Origin of the sequence: Flavobacterium endoglycinae (genome assembly GCF_017352115.1) — a bacterium.
Classification (GTDB): domain Bacteria; phylum Bacteroidota; class Bacteroidia; order Flavobacteriales; family Flavobacteriaceae; genus Flavobacterium; species Flavobacterium endoglycinae.
Window position 1 is genome coordinate 1,017,300 of sequence record NZ_CP071448.1, and the last position, 16,199, is coordinate 1,033,498.

The 16,199-nt window shown below is 33.3% G+C and carries 15 protein-coding genes; 10 read left to right on the top strand and 5 right to left on the bottom strand.

Annotated features, from left to right (window positions below; all coding sequences use genetic code 11):
• Positions 1–73: 73 nt before the first annotated feature.
• The 7 genes from J0383_RS04480 (at position 74) to abc-f (ending at position 5,038) form a co-directional block, all read left to right on the top strand.
• Entirely contained in the window at positions 74–400 is a 327-nt protein-coding gene (locus tag J0383_RS04480) for an ArsR/SmtB family transcription factor (protein ID WP_207297252.1), read from the top strand.
• Positions 390–890 carry an SRPBCC family protein gene (locus J0383_RS04485; RefSeq protein ID WP_207297253.1) on the top strand — a complete coding sequence of 167 codons (501 nt, stop codon included), beginning with the start codon at positions 390–392 and terminating at the stop codon, positions 888–890. The genes J0383_RS04480 and J0383_RS04485 overlap by 11 nt, the downstream gene beginning before the upstream one ends.
• 56 nt (positions 891–946) lie before the next feature.
• Positions 947–1,450 (top strand): SRPBCC family protein, encoded by a 504-nt coding sequence (locus J0383_RS04490; RefSeq protein ID WP_207297254.1) that lies wholly within the window; start codon positions 947–949, stop codon positions 1,448–1,450.
• Positions 1,451–1,541: 91 nt separating this feature from the next.
• A complete protein-coding gene (locus J0383_RS04495; protein WP_207297255.1) occupies positions 1,542–2,414 on the top strand; it encodes an alpha/beta hydrolase in 873 nt (290 codons plus the stop codon).
• Between the two features lie 66 nt (positions 2,415–2,480).
• Positions 2,481–2,912: a hypothetical protein gene (locus J0383_RS04500; protein ID WP_207297256.1), complete on the top strand. Its 432-nt coding sequence runs from the start codon at positions 2,481–2,483 to the stop codon at positions 2,910–2,912.
• Positions 2,913–3,007: 95 nt separating this feature from the next.
• Entirely contained in the window at positions 3,008–3,298 is a 291-nt protein-coding gene (locus tag J0383_RS04505) for a nuclear transport factor 2 family protein (protein WP_239023237.1), read from the top strand.
• Positions 3,299–3,451: 153 nt separating this feature from the next.
• Positions 3,452–5,038: a ribosomal protection-like ABC-F family protein gene (gene abc-f, locus J0383_RS04510; RefSeq protein WP_207297257.1), complete on the top strand. Its 1,587-nt coding sequence runs from the start codon at positions 3,452–3,454 to the stop codon at positions 5,036–5,038.
• Positions 5,039–5,143: 105 nt separating this feature from the next.
• On the opposite strand, the gene J0383_RS04515 is transcribed toward abc-f, so the two are convergent.
• A complete protein-coding gene (locus J0383_RS04515; protein ID WP_207297258.1) occupies positions 5,144–6,679 on the bottom strand; it encodes a YifB family Mg chelatase-like AAA ATPase in 1,536 nt (511 codons plus the stop codon).
• 179 nt (positions 6,680–6,858) lie between these two features.
• On the opposite strand from J0383_RS04515, the gene J0383_RS04520 reads away from it, so the two are divergent.
• Positions 6,859–7,395, top strand: coding sequence for a glycosyl-4,4'-diaponeurosporenoate acyltransferase CrtO family protein (locus J0383_RS04520; protein ID WP_207297259.1), 537 nt, complete (start codon positions 6,859–6,861; stop codon positions 7,393–7,395).
• Between the two features lie 2 nt (positions 7,396–7,397).
• Here the strand turns inward: J0383_RS04520 and J0383_RS04525 are convergent, their stop codons facing one another.
• Positions 7,398–8,360, bottom strand: coding sequence for a Gfo/Idh/MocA family protein (locus J0383_RS04525; RefSeq protein ID WP_207297260.1), 963 nt, complete (start codon positions 8,358–8,360; stop codon positions 7,398–7,400).
• Between the two features lie 316 nt (positions 8,361–8,676).
• Between J0383_RS04525 and J0383_RS04530 the strand changes: the two genes are divergently transcribed.
• Positions 8,677–9,993, top strand: a complete 1,317-nt coding sequence (locus J0383_RS04530) for an ammonium transporter (protein ID WP_207297261.1) — start codon at positions 8,677–8,679, stop codon at positions 9,991–9,993.
• A 205-nt stretch (positions 9,994–10,198) separates the two neighbouring features.
• On the opposite strand, the gene J0383_RS04535 is transcribed toward J0383_RS04530, so the two are convergent.
• The 3 genes from J0383_RS04535 to J0383_RS04545 all read right to left on the bottom strand — a co-directional run bounded on the left by J0383_RS04535 (position 10,199) and on the right by J0383_RS04545 (position 15,077).
• Positions 10,199–12,274 carry a protein-disulfide reductase DsbD family protein gene (locus J0383_RS04535; RefSeq protein ID WP_207297262.1) on the bottom strand — a complete coding sequence of 692 codons (2,076 nt, stop codon included), beginning with the start codon at positions 12,272–12,274 and terminating at the stop codon, positions 10,199–10,201.
• Positions 12,274–13,584, bottom strand: coding sequence for a tRNA lysidine(34) synthetase TilS (gene tilS / locus J0383_RS04540; RefSeq protein WP_207297263.1), 1,311 nt, complete (start codon positions 13,582–13,584; stop codon positions 12,274–12,276). The genes J0383_RS04535 and tilS overlap by 1 nt, the downstream gene beginning before the upstream one ends.
• A 206-nt stretch (positions 13,585–13,790) precedes the next feature.
• A complete protein-coding gene (locus tag J0383_RS04545; protein ID WP_207297264.1) occupies positions 13,791–15,077 on the bottom strand; it encodes an anthranilate synthase component I family protein in 1,287 nt (428 codons plus the stop codon).
• Positions 15,078–15,254: 177 nt separating this feature from the next.
• Here J0383_RS04545 and J0383_RS04550 point away from each other — a divergent pair, with 177 nt between their 5' ends.
• A complete protein-coding gene (locus J0383_RS04550) occupies positions 15,255–16,142 on the top strand; it encodes a DUF4349 domain-containing protein (RefSeq protein WP_207297265.1) in 888 nt (295 codons plus the stop codon).
• The last annotated feature ends 57 nt before the right edge of the window (positions 16,143–16,199 follow it).

Consider the following 16,199-nt stretch of genomic DNA (forward strand, 5'->3'; position numbering starts at 1 on the left):
CGAAAAAACATTTTGCGCAACCAAAAAGTTGCGTATATTTGCAACTGATTAGTTGCTTATTTATTTTATTAAAATGAAACGAGATATTTTTCAGGCTATTGCCGATCCGACCCGCAGAGCAATTCTGGTTTTGATTTCTTCAAGTGCGTTAACTCCAAATGCAATTGCAGAACAATTTCAAACTACCAGACAAGCGGTTTCTAAACACATTAAAATACTAAGTGAATGTGATTTACTACAAGAAAAAAAAGTAGGAAGAGAAATTTATTATCAACTAAAAATCGATAAAATGAAAGAAATAGATCACTGGCTGGAACAATTCAAGAAAATATGGGAAAGCCGATTTAGTCAATTAGACCAAGTATTATTGAATTTAAAATCTAAAGAAAATGAAATCTAATCTGTTAATGAATTTTTCCATAGATAAGGAAAATAAAACTGTAAATGTAAAACGCGAATTCAACGCGTCATTGTCTAATGTATGGTCGGCTTGGACAGAAGCTGAAATCCTAGATCAATGGTGGGCGCCGGCTCCTATGAAATCCAAAACGAAAAGTATGGAATTTAAGGAAGGAGGCAGAAGACTTTACGCCATGATTGCCCCTGACGGCATTGAACGCTGGAGTACTTTTGATTATTCTTCGATTTCACCTAAAACAAATTTCAAATACGCTGCTACTTTTTGTGACGCTGATGGAAATCCAAATTCAGAATTTGGAAGTTCTTATTGGGATATAACATTCTCTGAGCAAGGAGATTCAACTTTTGTCGATATTGTGATTACAAGAGACAGTTTGGAAGAATTAGAAAAAATAGTCGAAATGGGCTTCAAACAAGGATTTACAGCGGCTATGGAAAGTTTGGATAAAATCTTTGAAACAAGAAAGTAAAACACACATTATCATATAATTAAATAAATTATTAACGACTAAAAAACCGAACGAAAATGAAATCAAATTTGTTAATGAATTTTACTGTTGATAAGGAAAATAAGGCCGTAAATGTGAAACGCGAATTCAACGCGTCATTATCCAATGTTTGGTCGGCATGGACAGAAGCAGAAATTCTCGATCAATGGTGGGCACCTGCTCCGTGGAAATCAAAAACTAAAAGCATAGAATTTAAAGAAGGCGGAAGAAGACTTTACGCAATGGTTGGACCTGAAGGTGAAGAACATTGGGCAATTGCCGATTATACTTCGATAAACCCAAAAACAAATATCAAATGGCTGGATGCTTTTTCCGACAGCAACGGAAATTTAAACAAAGAATTTCCGCGTTCTGACTGGGATATTACTTTCTCAGAAAAAGACAATTCAACTTTTGTTGATATAGTTATTAAACATGAAAAACTTTCTGATCTTGAAATGATTATTCAAATGGGATTCAAAGAAGGTTTCACAATTGCAATGGAAGGTTTGGACGCTATTTTTGCCAAACAAACAAAATAGTGCAGTACCAGATAAAAGCCAAGGCAAAAAAGCAAAGTGAACTAGTATTAAATTCGTATTTTCGTTTAATAATCACTTTTATTCTATTAAAATGAATCGTCTTTTTGCCCTGGCTTTCTTATTTTTAATTTCGATTACAGCTTTCAGTCAAAACAAAAAATCTAAAACAACCGAAACCACAAAACCTTTTGTTTTAGGTATAATCGATGAAATTCAGTCCAAAGAATTGGGCGAAAACAGAATCCTAAACATTTATCTTCCTGAAGATTATAATCCGGCGGATGCTGTAAAATATCCTGTTATTTATTTACTAGATGGTTCTGCCGATGAAGATTTTATTCATATTGCTGGATTGGTTCAGTTTAATAGTTTCGAATGGATCAATCAAGTTCCAAAATCAATTGTGATAGGAATTGCAACTGTCGACAGAAAAAGAGACTTTACCTTCCCTACTACGCTTGAAAAGGACAAAACCCGTTTTCCAACAACAGGGCACTCCGATACATTTATCTCATTTATCGAAAAAGAATTACAACCTTTCATTGAAAAAAAATACAAAACAACTGAATCTAAAATGCTTATCGGACAGTCTCTTGGTGGATTGTTGGGCTCAGAAATTCTGCTTAAAAAACCTTCTCTTTTCAATAAATATGTGATTGTAAGTCCAAGTATTTGGTGGGATAATGGTTCTATACTCAACTTAGATGCAGCAATTCTTCAGGAAAATTTTAAACAGCCTACAGAAGTATATATCGCAGTTGGCAAAGAAGGTTTAACGCCAACCGAAATTCCTAGAGTAATGGAAGTTGATGCAAATTTATTAGCTGAAAAAGTACAAGCGTCTAAAAGCAAAAATATCAAAGTTTATTTCGACTATTTTCCGAATGAAAACCATGGATCAGCTCTGCATCAAGCCGTTTCAAATTCTTTTAAATTCTTTTATCCGCAACTAGAGAATAAATAATTTCTTCATATTTTCAAAAAAATGTAAATTTATTATTCATTTTACTTTTCAAAAATTAAACACAAAATGAAGTTTCCAACGACAGCAGAAGATATCAAAGATGAGCTTTTTAAATCTGTGGATATGATAGATAAACTTGGAGATTTAAGAATTCAACAATTAATTGAAATTTTACACAAAGTAAAAGATTCAATAATTATTGAAGGCATTATTCAGATTTTTGAGAATGAAGAAAGAACTAATTCTATTTATACCGACCAAAAATATGCTGGATTGATTCTAAAAAAAATTAATCCAAAAACAGAAGAAAATATTGAATTATTAATACATCGAGTTTTAAAAAATTGGAATAAAAGTGTTGAAGAATTACCTTTTTGGCTAAAAGATAATTATGGCTTTGAAAATCTAAAAAAAGCTTTTTTTGATATTGAAAGCAAAGGTTTATCACAATTAGAATTGGAGAATTTAAAAACAATGAAATGGTTCTTAAGAATCTAAAATATTAATTTTTAAAATATGACACCAAATAAACAAACCGTAAACGAATATATGGAAGCTTTTAGAGTAAGCGACCATAAAAGAATTTTAGATTTTTGACCGATGATATTATTTGGGAAATGCCTGGAATTTATCAGCATGTAGGCAAAGAAGAATTTGATAAAGAAATCGAAAATGAAAACTTTGTGGGAAGTCCAACCATTCAAATTTTTAAATTAATTGAAGAAAACAATACCGTAATTGCTGAAGGAGCTGTTCAGGGAAATATGACAAATGGAGGCAAACTTGATGCCGTTTTCTGCGATGTTTTTGAAATGGAAAACGGAAAAATTAAAAAACTTACCTCCTATTTAATGTCGAAAAATGCTAATTTAAAATTTGAATAATCGACACTTCTGAATCATCAAAAAATATTTTTATATCTTTGCATCATTAAATAAGCCGCACAATCTCTATGTGAATAAAAATTTCTTTCGGACAATTTTAAGGTAAGCTGAAAATCGGCTTGCATATTTGTTTATTCCTTTAAGAAAGAAATTATGGTTATTTTACAGAATATCTCATACGCGCATGCGAACAAAGAACTTTTGTTTGATGCAATCACTTTTACAATCAACAATCAGGATAAAATTGCCTTAATTGGCAATAACGGTGTTGGAAAATCAACTTTATTAAAAATTATCGCTGGAGAATTACAGACTTCAGAAGGTCTTATAAAAACCGATGCCGTGCCTTATTACATTCCGCAGATTTTCGGACAGTTTAATCATTTAACAATTGCTCAGGCATTAAATGTCGAAGAAAAACTAAATGCCTTTCAGGAAATTCTAATTGGAAATGTTTCCGAAGAAAACCTTAACCTGCTAAACGACGACTGGACAATCGAAGATCGCTGTAATGAAGCTTTACACTATTGGCAGCTTGATAATTTACAACTCGATCAAAAACTGGAAACGCTTAGCGGCGGACAAAAAACAAAAGTTTTTCTGGCCGGAATTTCGATTCATCAACCTGAACTTGTTTTGTTAGATGAACCGAGTAATCATTTAGATACTGCAGGCCGAAAACTATTATATGATTTTATTAAAAGTACTTCAAGTACCTTACTAATAGTGAGTCATGATCGAAAATTGCTGAATTTATTACCTTCCGTTTTTGAGCTTACGAAACACGGAATCAATGTTTATGGCGGAAATTACGATTTTTATACAGAACAAAAGCAAATCGAAAATAATGCTTTAAGCCACGATATTCAAAGTAAAGAAAAAGCACTTCGTAAAGCCAAAGAAAAAGAGCGTGAAACGCTTGAACGCCAGAACAAACTAGATTCACGAGGCGAGAAAAAACAAAAGAAAGCCGGAGTTTCGCGCATTATGATGAATACGCTGCGAAATAATGCCGAAAACAGTACCGCAAAAACAAAAGGGGTTCATGCAGAAAAAATAGGTGGTATTGCTAAAGATTTGCAAGATCTTCGTTCGGCTTTGCCAGAAATTGACAAAATGAAATTTGGTTTCGAAAAAACGGATCTTCATAAAGGTAAAATCCTTTTCACAGCCAAAAATATTAACCATAATTTTAAAGATCAATTATTATGGAAAGAACCTCTTGATATTCAAATTACAAGCGGTGAAAGAATTGCGATAAAAGGGTTAAATGGTTCTGGAAAAACAACTTTAATCAAAATGATCACTGGGAAAATTGAACCCAAAATGGGAACAATTTCTAAAGCGGAAGCCAAAATAATTTATATCGATCAAGATTATTCCTTAATCGAAAACGAATTGACGGTTTACGAGCAGGTTCAAAAATTTAACGATTCAGGTTTAGAAGAACATACCTTAAAAATGAAACTGAATAAATTTCTATTCTCTCAAAATGATTGGGACAAATCTTGTACCGCTTTAAGCGGAGGCGAAAAAATGCGTTTATTACTTTGCTGTTTAACCATTAATACAAAAGCGCCGGATATCATTATTTTAGACGAACCAACAAACAATCTTGATATTCAGAATATCGAAATCCTAACAGCCGCAATCAACGAATATCAGGGAACTTTAATTGTAGTTTCGCATGATGATTTGTTTTTAGAAGAAATAGGAATCGAGGAGTTTATACAGGTTTAGTTTCAAGTTTCAAGTTTCAGGTTTCACGTTATTTTTTTGGAGTTATAAGCTTAATTAACTTGAAACTTGAAACTTGAAACCTAAAACAAAATCTTAAACAAAACCTTATCCCAGCCATCCTTCTCGATCCAGACTTCTGTATTGAATAGCTTCAGAAATATGATACGAAACCACATTTTCAGAATGATCTAAATCAGCGATTGTGCGTGCCACTTTCAATATTCTGTCATAAGCTCTCGCAGAAAGATTCAAGCGTTCCATGGCATTTTTCAGAAGTTCTTTTAATTGTTCATCCAAAACACAAAACTCACGGATTAGTTTACTACTCATTTGCGCATTGTAATGTATGTTTTCGATTCCTTCAAAACGTTTGGTTTGAATTTCTCTAGCGGCCGTTACACGTTTTCGGATTTCAACACTACTTTCGGCTTTGCGGTCATCAGCTAACTTTTCGAAAGAAACTGGTGTTACTTCAATATGAATATCGATTCGATCTAAAAGCGGACCTGAAATCTTGCTCATGTATCGCTGCATTTCATGCGGAGAGGAAGTATTCGGCATACTCGGATCGTTAAAAAATCCGCTTGGACTTGGATTCATACTAGCCACCAACATAAATGACGATGGATACGTAACCGTAAATTTCGCTCTTGAAATCGTAACTTCACGATCTTCAAGCGGCTGACGCATTACTTCTAAAACATCTCTTTTAAATTCCGGTAATTCATCTAAAAACAAAACACCATTATGTGCCATTGAAATTTCGCCTGGCTGTGGATAACTTCCGCCACCCACAAGTGCAACATTCGAAATAGTATGATGCGGACTTCTAAACGGACGCTGATTCATCAAACCTACTTCTTTCAGCTTTCCTGCCACACTATGAATTTTTGTTGTTTCGAGTGCTTCACGCAAGGTCATAGGCGGTAAAATACTCGGGACACGTTTTGCAAGCATGGTTTTTCCTGCTCCCGGCGGACCTATTAAAATGATGTTATGTCCCCCTGCTGCTGCAATTTCCATACAACGTTTGATGCTTTCTTGTCCGCGGACATCTGAAAAGTCAAATTCTGGAAAATCTAATGTTTTGTAAAATTCGGCGCGAGTATCGATAACGGTAGGTTCAAGAGTGCCTTTTCCATTGAAGAAATCAATTATTTCCTGAAGATTAGAAACGCCATATACATCTAAATCTGATACGATTGCGGCTTCTTTTACATTTTGAATGGGCAGAAAAAAACCTTTATATCCTTCTTCTTTTGCTTTTATGGCAATAGGCAAAGCCCCTCGAATAGGCTGTAAACTTCCGTCAAGCGAAAGTTCTCCCATAATTATATATTGTTCGATTTCAGGGGCTTCTATTTGATCTGAACCAACCAAAATCCCCATAGCAAGTGGCAAATCATAAGCAGAGCCTTCTTTTCTTAGATCAGCAGGAGCCATATTTATCGTGATTTTTTTTCCTGGAAAACTTAATCCGTTGTTTTTTAAAGCGGCTGCGATTCGGTAACTGCTTTCTTTTATGGCATTATCCGGAAGTCCAACTAAATGATAACCAATCCCTTTATCCATGTGCACTTCGATTGTAATAGTTGTAGCTTCAACTCCAAAAACGGCACTTCCGTAAATTTTTACTAACATAAATAAATTCTTATAAAAAGGTAAAAATATCTAATTAAAAAAGAATGAGAAAAAATATTTGTAAATATTTTATTACTTTTTATAATTAAATAAAATTCTAATCTTAAATTTCTATAAATGATTTCATTATTTTATTTATGTTTATAAAATAATTCTAACGACAACCAAAAACTCAATTAATGAAAAAAACTTTACTTTTAATTCTTATCGCTACAGCCACCATTGGATCTACGTTTGCTTTAGTATATTATATTAAAATAGATAAGTTTTCATTTGCCTGGGCTTTAAACTTTTTGCTGATGCTTTTTGTAACTTACTTTACGGATGCACTAAAAAGCCCGCTTGCTTCTTCGTATTACGATGAAAAAACTTGGGAAAAAAGAGGAAAGGTTTACGAGAATCTTGGTATAAATATTTTTAGAAAATTATTAGTTTTGGTTGGCTGGGAAAAAGTAATCCGAAAAACTTTTCCAATCGAAAAAAACACAAAATCTTTAGAGAAACTATATTATCAAACCAAAAAATCAGAACTGGATCATCTTATAATTTTAATTATAGTATTAGGATTTAATGTTTTCGTGGCACTTGAATTTGGATTTGTCAAATCGCTATCATTATTAGTATTAAATCTGCTGCTTAATCTTTATCCAATTTTCCTTCAAAGATATAATCGTCCAAGAATTGCGAAGGCGCTCAGATTAAGTTTGAGAAAATAACTTTATGATCTAATTCTAACTTCCTCAACTATTCTGCTTAAATCCAAACTATTTTGATGCGACCAAAGTTTGCTTTCAATTTGATTGTTTCGAATACAGGTATGGCATTCGATAATTTCATGTGAATATCCTTTTCCTAAAGTTGGCAAAGTAAAAACAGCTTCTTTTTCTTCGTTTTTAAATAAAGAATAACCATCGGCTACAAACCAAGGAGCATTTAATTCTATTCTTCCCAATGTTCCTGAGATTATAGCTTTCATATCAGAATCAGAAACAATAGACGCATGCAAAATCGCCTGCGCCGATTCGTATTGAAGTATTATCGAAGTCTGTAAATCAATATCGTTGGCATGTTTTATCGCTTTTGCTAGAATCTCTTTGGGTTTTCCAAGTAATAAATAAGACAGAAACAGCGGATAAACTCCAATATCAAACAGCGCTCCTCCTCCTAATTCTTTATCGAAAAGACGTTTGTGTTCGGTTTCACTTCCGTAGAAGGCAAAATCGGCTTTAATGTAATTTACCTTTCCAATATTACCATCATTTATTTTCTGTAAAACATCTTGAACAGATGGAATAAAACGTGTCCAGAATGCTTCCATAAAAAAGGTATTGTATTTTTTAGAAACTTCTATCATGCGTTCAGCATCTTTATAAGATAATGCCATTGGTTTTTCACATAAAACATGTTTATTATTTTCGAGTGCCTTTATTGATAATTCGGCATGTGAATTATGAGGCGTTGCAATGTACACAATATCAACTTCAGGATCATTAAAAAGTAAATCATAAGATTTGTAAGCTTTAGGGGCTTTGTATTTTTCTGCAAATTCTTTGGCTTTAGAAAGGTCTCTCGAGGCCACAGCAATTAATTGTGCATCTTCAATTAATAATAAGTCTGCTGCGAATTGATGTGCAATATTTCCGAGGCCGACAATTCCCCATTTAATCTTATGATTTTTCATTCTTAAATTTTAATTACAAAATTTGTTAAAAACATCAAATATACTTCATCAAACTTAACTATTAGATGTTTTTAAGCATTAAACTTCAACTTTAACTCAAAAAAACGTATCAAAAAATTAAGAAAAATAACCAATTTAAAAGCAATAGAAAAAAAATTGCTGCTAAAATGTAAATTTTAAGTTTGTTTTAAGAAATTCATGCAAATTTTAAGGGGTCAAATTTTAAAATTAACAAAAATTAAACATTAAACCCTATTTTTTTAGGGGGTATCAAATCATTTTATACTTTTATCAAAAATTTTAAAACTAAATAACTATGCGAAAAATTATTTTAAGTGTGATTCTTATCACTATTTTGGTACTAACCTTTATATCAAACTTTATTATTGCTGACAACCCCATTCCAGCAGAAGCTGTAAAGTTTGATACAGGAGATACTGCCTGGATGATCGTTGCAACTGCATTTGTATTGTTAATGACTCCTGGTTTAGGATTTTTCTATGGAGGTATGGTTGGTAAGAAAAACGTAATTAGTACTATGCTGCAAAGTTTTATGGCAATGGTAATTGTTACAATTTTATGGACTGTTGTTGCTTTTGGTTTGGCTTTTGGACCAACAATTGGAGGAATTATCGGAAACCCTTCTGAGAATTTGTTCTTTGCAGGAGTTGGAACTAATACTGCATGGAGCCTTGCACCAACGATTCCATTTATTTTATTCGCATTATTCCAGGCAAAATTCGCTATCATTACTCCTGCATTAATTACAGGTGCATTTGCAGAGCGTGTACGTTTCTGGGCTTATTTATTATTCATGGTTTTATTTATATTATTGATATATGCGCCGCTTGCTCATATGACTTGGCATCCTGATGGAGTTTTCTTTAAAATGGGAGTATTAGACTTCGCTGGTGGAACAGTAGTTCACATGAGTGCTGGATGGGCTGCATTAGCGGGAGCTATCTTCTTAGGAAAAAGAAAAGTTCAAAAAGTGAATCCTGCGAGAATTACATATGTATTATTAGGAACAGGTTTACTTTGGTTTGGATGGTTTGGTTTTAACGCTGGATCTGCATTAGGAGCAAATGGTCTTGCTGCTCAAGCTTTAGGAACCACTACGGTTGCTGCCGCTGCCGCTGCAATGGCTTGGGTTTTCCTTGATAAAATTTTAGGTCACAAATTATCTGCTCTTGGAGCTTGTATTGGAGCTGTTGTAGGTCTTGTGGCTATCACACCTGCTGCTGGTTTCGTAAGTATCCCTCACGCAATCTTCATCGGTTTATTCTCTGCAATTGTAAGTAACATTGTAGTAAGCAAATTCCCTAAAGGTAAAATTGATGATGCCCTTGATGTATTTGCTTGTCACGGTGTTGGTGGTATGGTAGGTATGCTTTTAACTGGTGTTTTCGCTTCAAAAGCAATCAATCCTGCTGTTGGAGATAATCAAGGTTTAATCTTCGGAACTCCAACATTATTCATCAATCAGTTAATTGCTTTAGTTGTCGTTTCAATCTTCGCATTTGTAGCTTCTTATGTATTGTTTTTCATTGTAAACAAAATTACACCGCTAAGAGTTACTGAAGAAAAAGAAGAACTAGGATTAGATATTTCTCAACACGGAGAATTCTTATAAGATTTAATTTTCACTTTCGTTACTTGATAAAAAAAGCACTCTAAATTTGACTTAGAGTGCTTTTTGATTATAAAATATTTTAGATTGTAGATTGATGATTGCTGATTTTAGATTGTGGATTTTAAATTTTCTAATATAGCTGCAGATTATAAGATAGTGTTTAAACCCAAACAACAAACAACAAACAACAAACAACAAACAACTACTACTTAAAATTCGAAATCCCTTCTTTCAGCCATTTCAAATATTCATCAGCACTTACGTAACTGATTGTTGGTTTAGAAGCGTTTAAATTGTTTGCTTCCAAATCTGTAATTACATATAAAGGCTGTGTGTTAGTTTTATATTTTGAAATCATAAAATCTGTCCATTTATCTCCTGCCGTAATGATTTTATCTCCAGCTTCAGTTGTAAACTGCTCTTCTTTTGGCAATTCACGTTTGTCATCTACATAAAGCGAAATCAAAACCACATCATTTTTCAGAATGGGAAGAATCGTTGGTTCAGACCAAACATTATTCTCCATTTTTCTACAGTTTACGCAAGCATACCCAGTAAAATCAAGCATAATTGGTTTATTAATTGCTTTTGCGTAAGCTAATCCATCCTCATAATCGTGAAAAACCATAATTCCGTGCGGACCTAATTCGGCACCTTCCGGCATTCCTTTTCCAGCTTCAGAAGAAACTCCATTAACAGAACCTCCTACTCCAAACGGGCTTTCACTGTAGGTTGGAGGCGGCGGAAATGCACTTATTAATTTCAAAGGTGCACCCCAAAGTCCTGGAATTAAATACATCGTGAACACTAAAGTCAACAATCCTAAATACAGTCTTCCAACCGAAATATGATGCGTAGGACTATCATGAGGCAATGTAATTTTTCCGAATAAATATAAAGTAAGCGCACCGAAAATAGCAATCCAAATCGCAATAAAAACTTCTCTTTCTAAGAAATGCAATTGTAAAACTAAATCAGCGTTTGATAAAAATTTGAATGCGAAAGCCAATTCTAAAAACCCTAGGACCACTTTTACTGTATTCAGCCATCCGCCAGATTTTGGTAATGAATTTAACCAGCCCGGGAACATAGCAAATAACATAAACGGAAGTGCCAGTGCAGATGAGAATCCTAACATTCCCACAATTGGAGCAATTCCTCCGTTTGAAGCCGCATCCACTAATAACGTTCCTACAATTGGTCCTGTGCAAGAAAATGATACAATTGCAAGCGCCAATGCCATAAATAAGATTCCAACTATACCGCCTTTATCTGCTTGTTGATCTGCTTTGTTTGCCCATGAATTTGGAAGCATAATTTCGAAAGCCCCCAAAAATGATGTAGCAAAAACCACTAAAATCACAAAGAAAATCAGGTTAAACCAAACATCTGTAGACAAAGCGTTTAAAGCATCGGCACCAAATATTTTAGTCACGATAAGACCTAAAATCACATAAATAGCAATAATTGAAAGTCCGTAGAAAATAGCATTTCTAATTCCTTTTGCTCGGCTTTTACTTTGTTTAGTGAAGAAGCTCACCGTCATAGGAATCATTGGGAAAACGCATGGCGTTAATAATGCCGCGAATCCTGATATAAAAGCTATAAAAAAGATTGACCACAAACTTCTTGCTGGTGCAGAGGCAGGGATTTCTTCTTTTGCTGTTTGTGCTGTTTCAGTTTTTGGCTGTGCTGCTGCTTCTTTTTTAATAGTATCAATCGCCAGACCTGTCACTTTTGTTTCATCCAATTTAGCTTCTGTTAAAGCAGGAACTTCATCCATTTTGAAAGTAGAAGGTACTGAAATTGAAAATTTCTTGCTTGAATTGATACAAACTTCTTTACAAACCTGAAAATCAAAATCAACATCAACCGTTTTTAAGTTTGGATTGATGATTTTTATTTCTTGTTCGATGTGTGCTTTTCCTTCAAAGAAAGTCTCGTCTACACCGAAAACATCATTAAAAGCCGTTCTGGTTTTACCTTCTTTGGCTTTTCCAACTAACTCATAATTTCCTTTCTGGTTTTTAAACGTAATTTCCAAAGCTAGAGGTCCGCCATCTGGTGTAAACTGCGAATACATATGCCAGTCTTTTTCGATTACGGCATCAAAAATCAATAAGGCATTGTTTCCTTTTTTCTCAATTTTTGACGTCCATTTTACAGGTTCGAGTATTTGGGCATTACTATTTAAAGCAAAAAAGAAAAACAGTAAAAAAACTGTGATTCTGTTCCAGATACTTCTTGAAGTTATCGTGTTTAGGTTTTGATTAAAGTTCATTATTGCATTTCTATTTTAAGTATTTTATTTGTGGTATTTTCAATTTTAAAACGTTCGTCCTGTCTGATTCCGATTACCCATACAATTTTATCTCCCGACCATAAAATCCATGTTTTTTCTTTTTCAATCAGGGATAATTTCTCGTCTTTAAAAAGTTTGCTGACTTTTTTTGACTTACCATTCATTCCAAAAGGCTGGAAAATATCACCCTCATTCCATTTACGTAATATAAGTGGAAAATGGATTTTTTCAGCGTCGACAAATATAGTTCTATTTGAACCGAATGTTGTGTGACCTACGTTACAAAGTGTCATTTTTAAGGGAAAATTAACTTCTGTATCGTTTTCAGAAATTTCAAATTCTTCTTTTTCTGATGTTCCCGAAAAGGGCGTTAAAATCAACATTTCTCTGTTTTTCAACAATCTGAATTCTTCTGCAAAAATTTGTTTTCCAGACTGTCCTTCCACTAAATCATAGATATCGTTCCAAGCCGAAAATCCAAATTCTTTCAGCCATTGGTACAAATATGATTTATAATTCGGAAGTTTTTTAAGCTGATTCAAATCGAAATGAATATCATCTCCAGCTTCTTTAGCAACTTGCTGATATACCATAATTGAAGCATCTTCCACCATTTCATTTGATTCCTGCAGAAAAGATTGTGTTTTCTGAAAAGCATCCAAAAAATTAGGATTGATTTCTTTTAAAATGGGAACTAAATCATGACGAATTTTATTTCGAAGATATTTAGTCGAAGCATTACTGCTGTCTTCTCTCCATTCTATTTTGTGCTCTTCAGCGTATTTCAAGATTTCATCTCTAGAAAATGGAAGCAGCGGACGGATTATTTTATCGTTTTGTTCTGGAATTCCAGTTAATCCTTCTAATCCAGTTCCTCGCGTTAAGTTGATAATAAAAGTTTCCAGATTATCATCGGCGTGATGAGCAGTTAATAGAAAATCAAAGTTTTTTTCTTCTAAAAGTTCATAAAACCAGCTGTAGCGAAGTTCTCTTGCTGCAACTTGTATCGAAACTTTGTAATCATTGGCAAAAGCTTCGGTATCAAATTGGGTCGTAAAAATTTTGATATTGTTTTGATCGCAATAGTTTTGAATAAATTCTTGATCTCCAAAACTTTCTAGTCCGCGAAGCTGAAAATTGCAATGCAGAACTGCTATTTCGTAGTTTAATTGTTTAAATAAATGCAATAAAACCATACTGTCTAATCCGCCGCTTACAGCGAGAAAAAGCTTTTTCTCTGCCAAAAAAGGAAAACGGGAAACGATATGATTTTTGAATTTTGAAAACATTCTATAAAAGTAAAAAATTAAATTCGATCTATTTTTAAATGAAATGTTAAGCATTGTTTTCTGCCACGAATTCACGAATTATTTTTTTTATGCAGATGGCGCAATTTTTACCACAAATTAGCGCAAATTATTTTTACGTTGCGATTATTAATAATTCGTAACCCGAGCGATAGCGAATAGACGAAGTAATTCGTGGCGAAAAAAAATTATTGTAAAACTTCGTGCATTGCTTTTGCTTTCAGTAAACATTCTTCGTATTCTTTTTCAGGGACAGACTGCGATGTTATGGCACTTCCTACTGAAAATGAAACGTATTGTTTTTCTTGATTGTATAAAATACTTCTGATTACGACATTAAAATCAAAATCACCTTCTGGCGAAAAATAACCAACCGCACCGCTGTACAGTCCGCGTTTGGTTTCTTCGAGGTTTTCAATAATCTTCATTACAGAAATCTTGGGAGCTCCGGTCATACTTCCCATTGGAAAAGTGGATTTTAAAACATCAACAGCCGAATATTGCTGATCTAATTTTGAAATAACCGTTGAAATCATTTGGTGTACCTGCAGAAACGAATAAATTCCGCAGAGTTCTTTTACCTCAACCGAACCTTTTTGCGCTGTGTGCGAAAGATCGTTACGTACCAAATCTGTTATCATGATATTTTCAGCACGCTCTTTTTCGTCTGAAGCTAAACTATTTTTTGATTTTTCATCTTCAATTGGATCAGCAAATCTTCTAGAGGTTCCTTTGATTGGCTGAGAAATAATGGTTTCTCCAACTTTTTTCAAATACCTTTCCGGCGATGCTGAAAGCAGAAAATGTTTGTGATTTTTAAAGAAAACTGAAAACGGCGCTTGTGAAATTTCATTTAGTTTTCTGAATTTTTCTAACGGATTTATAATGGCATTTTCGGCATAAAATTCCATACAGAAATTTGCTTCATACATATCACCAATATGAATGTGATGCAGCATTTGATTTACTTTTTCTACATATACATCTTTTGAAATTCGCTGTTTAATTTCAATTTTATTTAATGAGGCAAAAGATTCAGAATAGGTTTGTATAATTTCAGTAAAATCATCTTCAAATTCATCATCACAAAAACGCAGATATTGCATTTCAAGCTGATTCTCTTTCAATAAAAAAACTTTTTTAGGCTGAAAGAAAAATAAATCGGGAAATTCTAATCCGTCAAAATTATTGGATTTTAAATCCTCAATATCATTTTTTAAGTCATACGACAAATAACCAAAAAGCCAGTCTTTAGTCGTTTGCTTGTATTGTTTTAAATCATCAAATGCATTGTGAAAATCAGTTTTAATTGATGTAAAAGCATCAACTGCCAGAATGCAATCGAAACTCGAATATTCTTCTGGATAGCCATTGCCTTCCAAAAAAACAACCTCCCGAAACTGCTGTGACCACGTTAAAAGCTGTTGTTTAAAATCGGAAGGATTTGAAATATGTTTATGAATAGAAACTCTCAAAAATGATATTTTTTTAAACTTCAAAATTACAACAAAAAAAATCCTTCGATAAAAGAATATCTAAAATTATTGGCACGCTTTTTAGTCTATCGATTTTGAATCGATTCATAAAATATTTTACACAATCAGAAACCTTTTAACCAACAAAAGTTTATTTAATCAAATTTTTAACCTTTTATGAAAACAATTACAAAACTAGGATTAACCACTTTGGTAATCACTACATTGCTTTTTTCGTGTAAAAAAGCAGATTATGCTACATCTGAAACTGCTGATTATGCGGTAGACAGTACCGCAATTTCTTCATCGGCTGCTGTTGAAAAAAAAGACAGTAATCAGAAATTTATCCGAACCGCCGATTTAAAGTTCAAGGTTAAGAATGTGGTCAAATCAACTTATGCAATCGAAAATGCGGTTCAGAAATTTGGAGGTTTTGTAACCTATACAAATCTGCAAAGTACTATTCAGGACCAGATTAAAACTAAAATAAGTCAGGACAGCACGCTGGAAACAACCAAATTTACGGTTGAAAATAACATTACTATTAGAGTTCCTAATACGCAATTAGATACTGTAATTAAAACCATTGCAAGACAAATTGACTTTTTGGATTTTAGAGTGATTAAAGCCGATGATGTTTCGTTGAAATTATTAGGCAATCAGCTTTCTCAAAAAAGAAATAGTGAAAGTGCTGACCGAATTACAAAAGCAATTGACAACAAAGGCAAAAAAGTAAATGATATTGTTGATGCCGAAAATACACTAGCAAATCAAAAGGAAGCTAATGATAATGCTGTTTTAAACAATCTTTCTTTAAAAGATCAGATTAATTTCAGCACTGTTACTTTACAGCTTTATCAAAATCAAACCGTAAAACAAGAAGTAACGGCAAGTGAAAAAGACGGCAGCAGCTATGAGCCTAATTTAGGAATTCAAATTGTCGATGCTTTAAAAAATGGTTTGTATATCATTCAGGCAGTTTTTGTCTTTTTCCTTAATTTATGGCCTTTTATATTAATTGCAATTGGATGTTATTTAGCCTATAAAAAATATTTCAAAAAATAATCAAAACTGTTAAAATTCAGCAATTTAGTAAGCAAAAAAATCATTATATTTGATATA

What these genes read in the sequence shown, in the direction of transcription:
- J0383_RS04525 (WP_207297260.1), bottom strand. Translation starts at nt 8,360, where the DNA reads ATGAAAAATCATAAGATTAAATGGGGAATTGTCGGCCTCGGAAATATT.
- J0383_RS04550 (WP_207297265.1), top strand. Translation starts at nt 15,255, where the DNA reads ATGAAAACAATTACAAAACTAGGATTAACCACTTTGGTAATCACTACA.
- J0383_RS04480 (WP_207297252.1), top strand. Translation starts at nt 74, where the DNA reads ATGAAACGAGATATTTTTCAGGCTATTGCCGATCCGACCCGCAGAGCA.
- J0383_RS04485 (WP_207297253.1), top strand. Translation starts at nt 390, where the DNA reads ATGAAATCTAATCTGTTAATGAATTTTTCCATAGATAAGGAAAATAAA.
- J0383_RS04515 (WP_207297258.1), bottom strand. Translation starts at nt 6,679, where the DNA reads ATGTTAGTAAAAATTTACGGAAGTGCCGTTTTTGGAGTTGAAGCTACA.
- abc-f (WP_207297257.1), top strand. Translation starts at nt 3,452, where the DNA reads ATGGTTATTTTACAGAATATCTCATACGCGCATGCGAACAAAGAACTT.
- J0383_RS04520 (WP_207297259.1), top strand. Translation starts at nt 6,859, where the DNA reads ATGAAAAAAACTTTACTTTTAATTCTTATCGCTACAGCCACCATTGGA.
- J0383_RS04530 (WP_207297261.1), top strand. Translation starts at nt 8,677, where the DNA reads ATGCGAAAAATTATTTTAAGTGTGATTCTTATCACTATTTTGGTACTA.
- J0383_RS04490 (WP_207297254.1), top strand. Translation starts at nt 947, where the DNA reads ATGAAATCAAATTTGTTAATGAATTTTACTGTTGATAAGGAAAATAAG.
- tilS (WP_207297263.1), bottom strand. Translation starts at nt 13,584, where the DNA reads ATGTTTTCAAAATTCAAAAATCATATCGTTTCCCGTTTTCCTTTTTTG.
- J0383_RS04535 (WP_207297262.1), bottom strand. Translation starts at nt 12,274, where the DNA reads ATGAACTTTAATCAAAACCTAAACACGATAACTTCAAGAAGTATCTGG.
- J0383_RS04495 (WP_207297255.1), top strand. Translation starts at nt 1,542, where the DNA reads ATGAATCGTCTTTTTGCCCTGGCTTTCTTATTTTTAATTTCGATTACA.
- J0383_RS04500 (WP_207297256.1), top strand. Translation starts at nt 2,481, where the DNA reads ATGAAGTTTCCAACGACAGCAGAAGATATCAAAGATGAGCTTTTTAAA.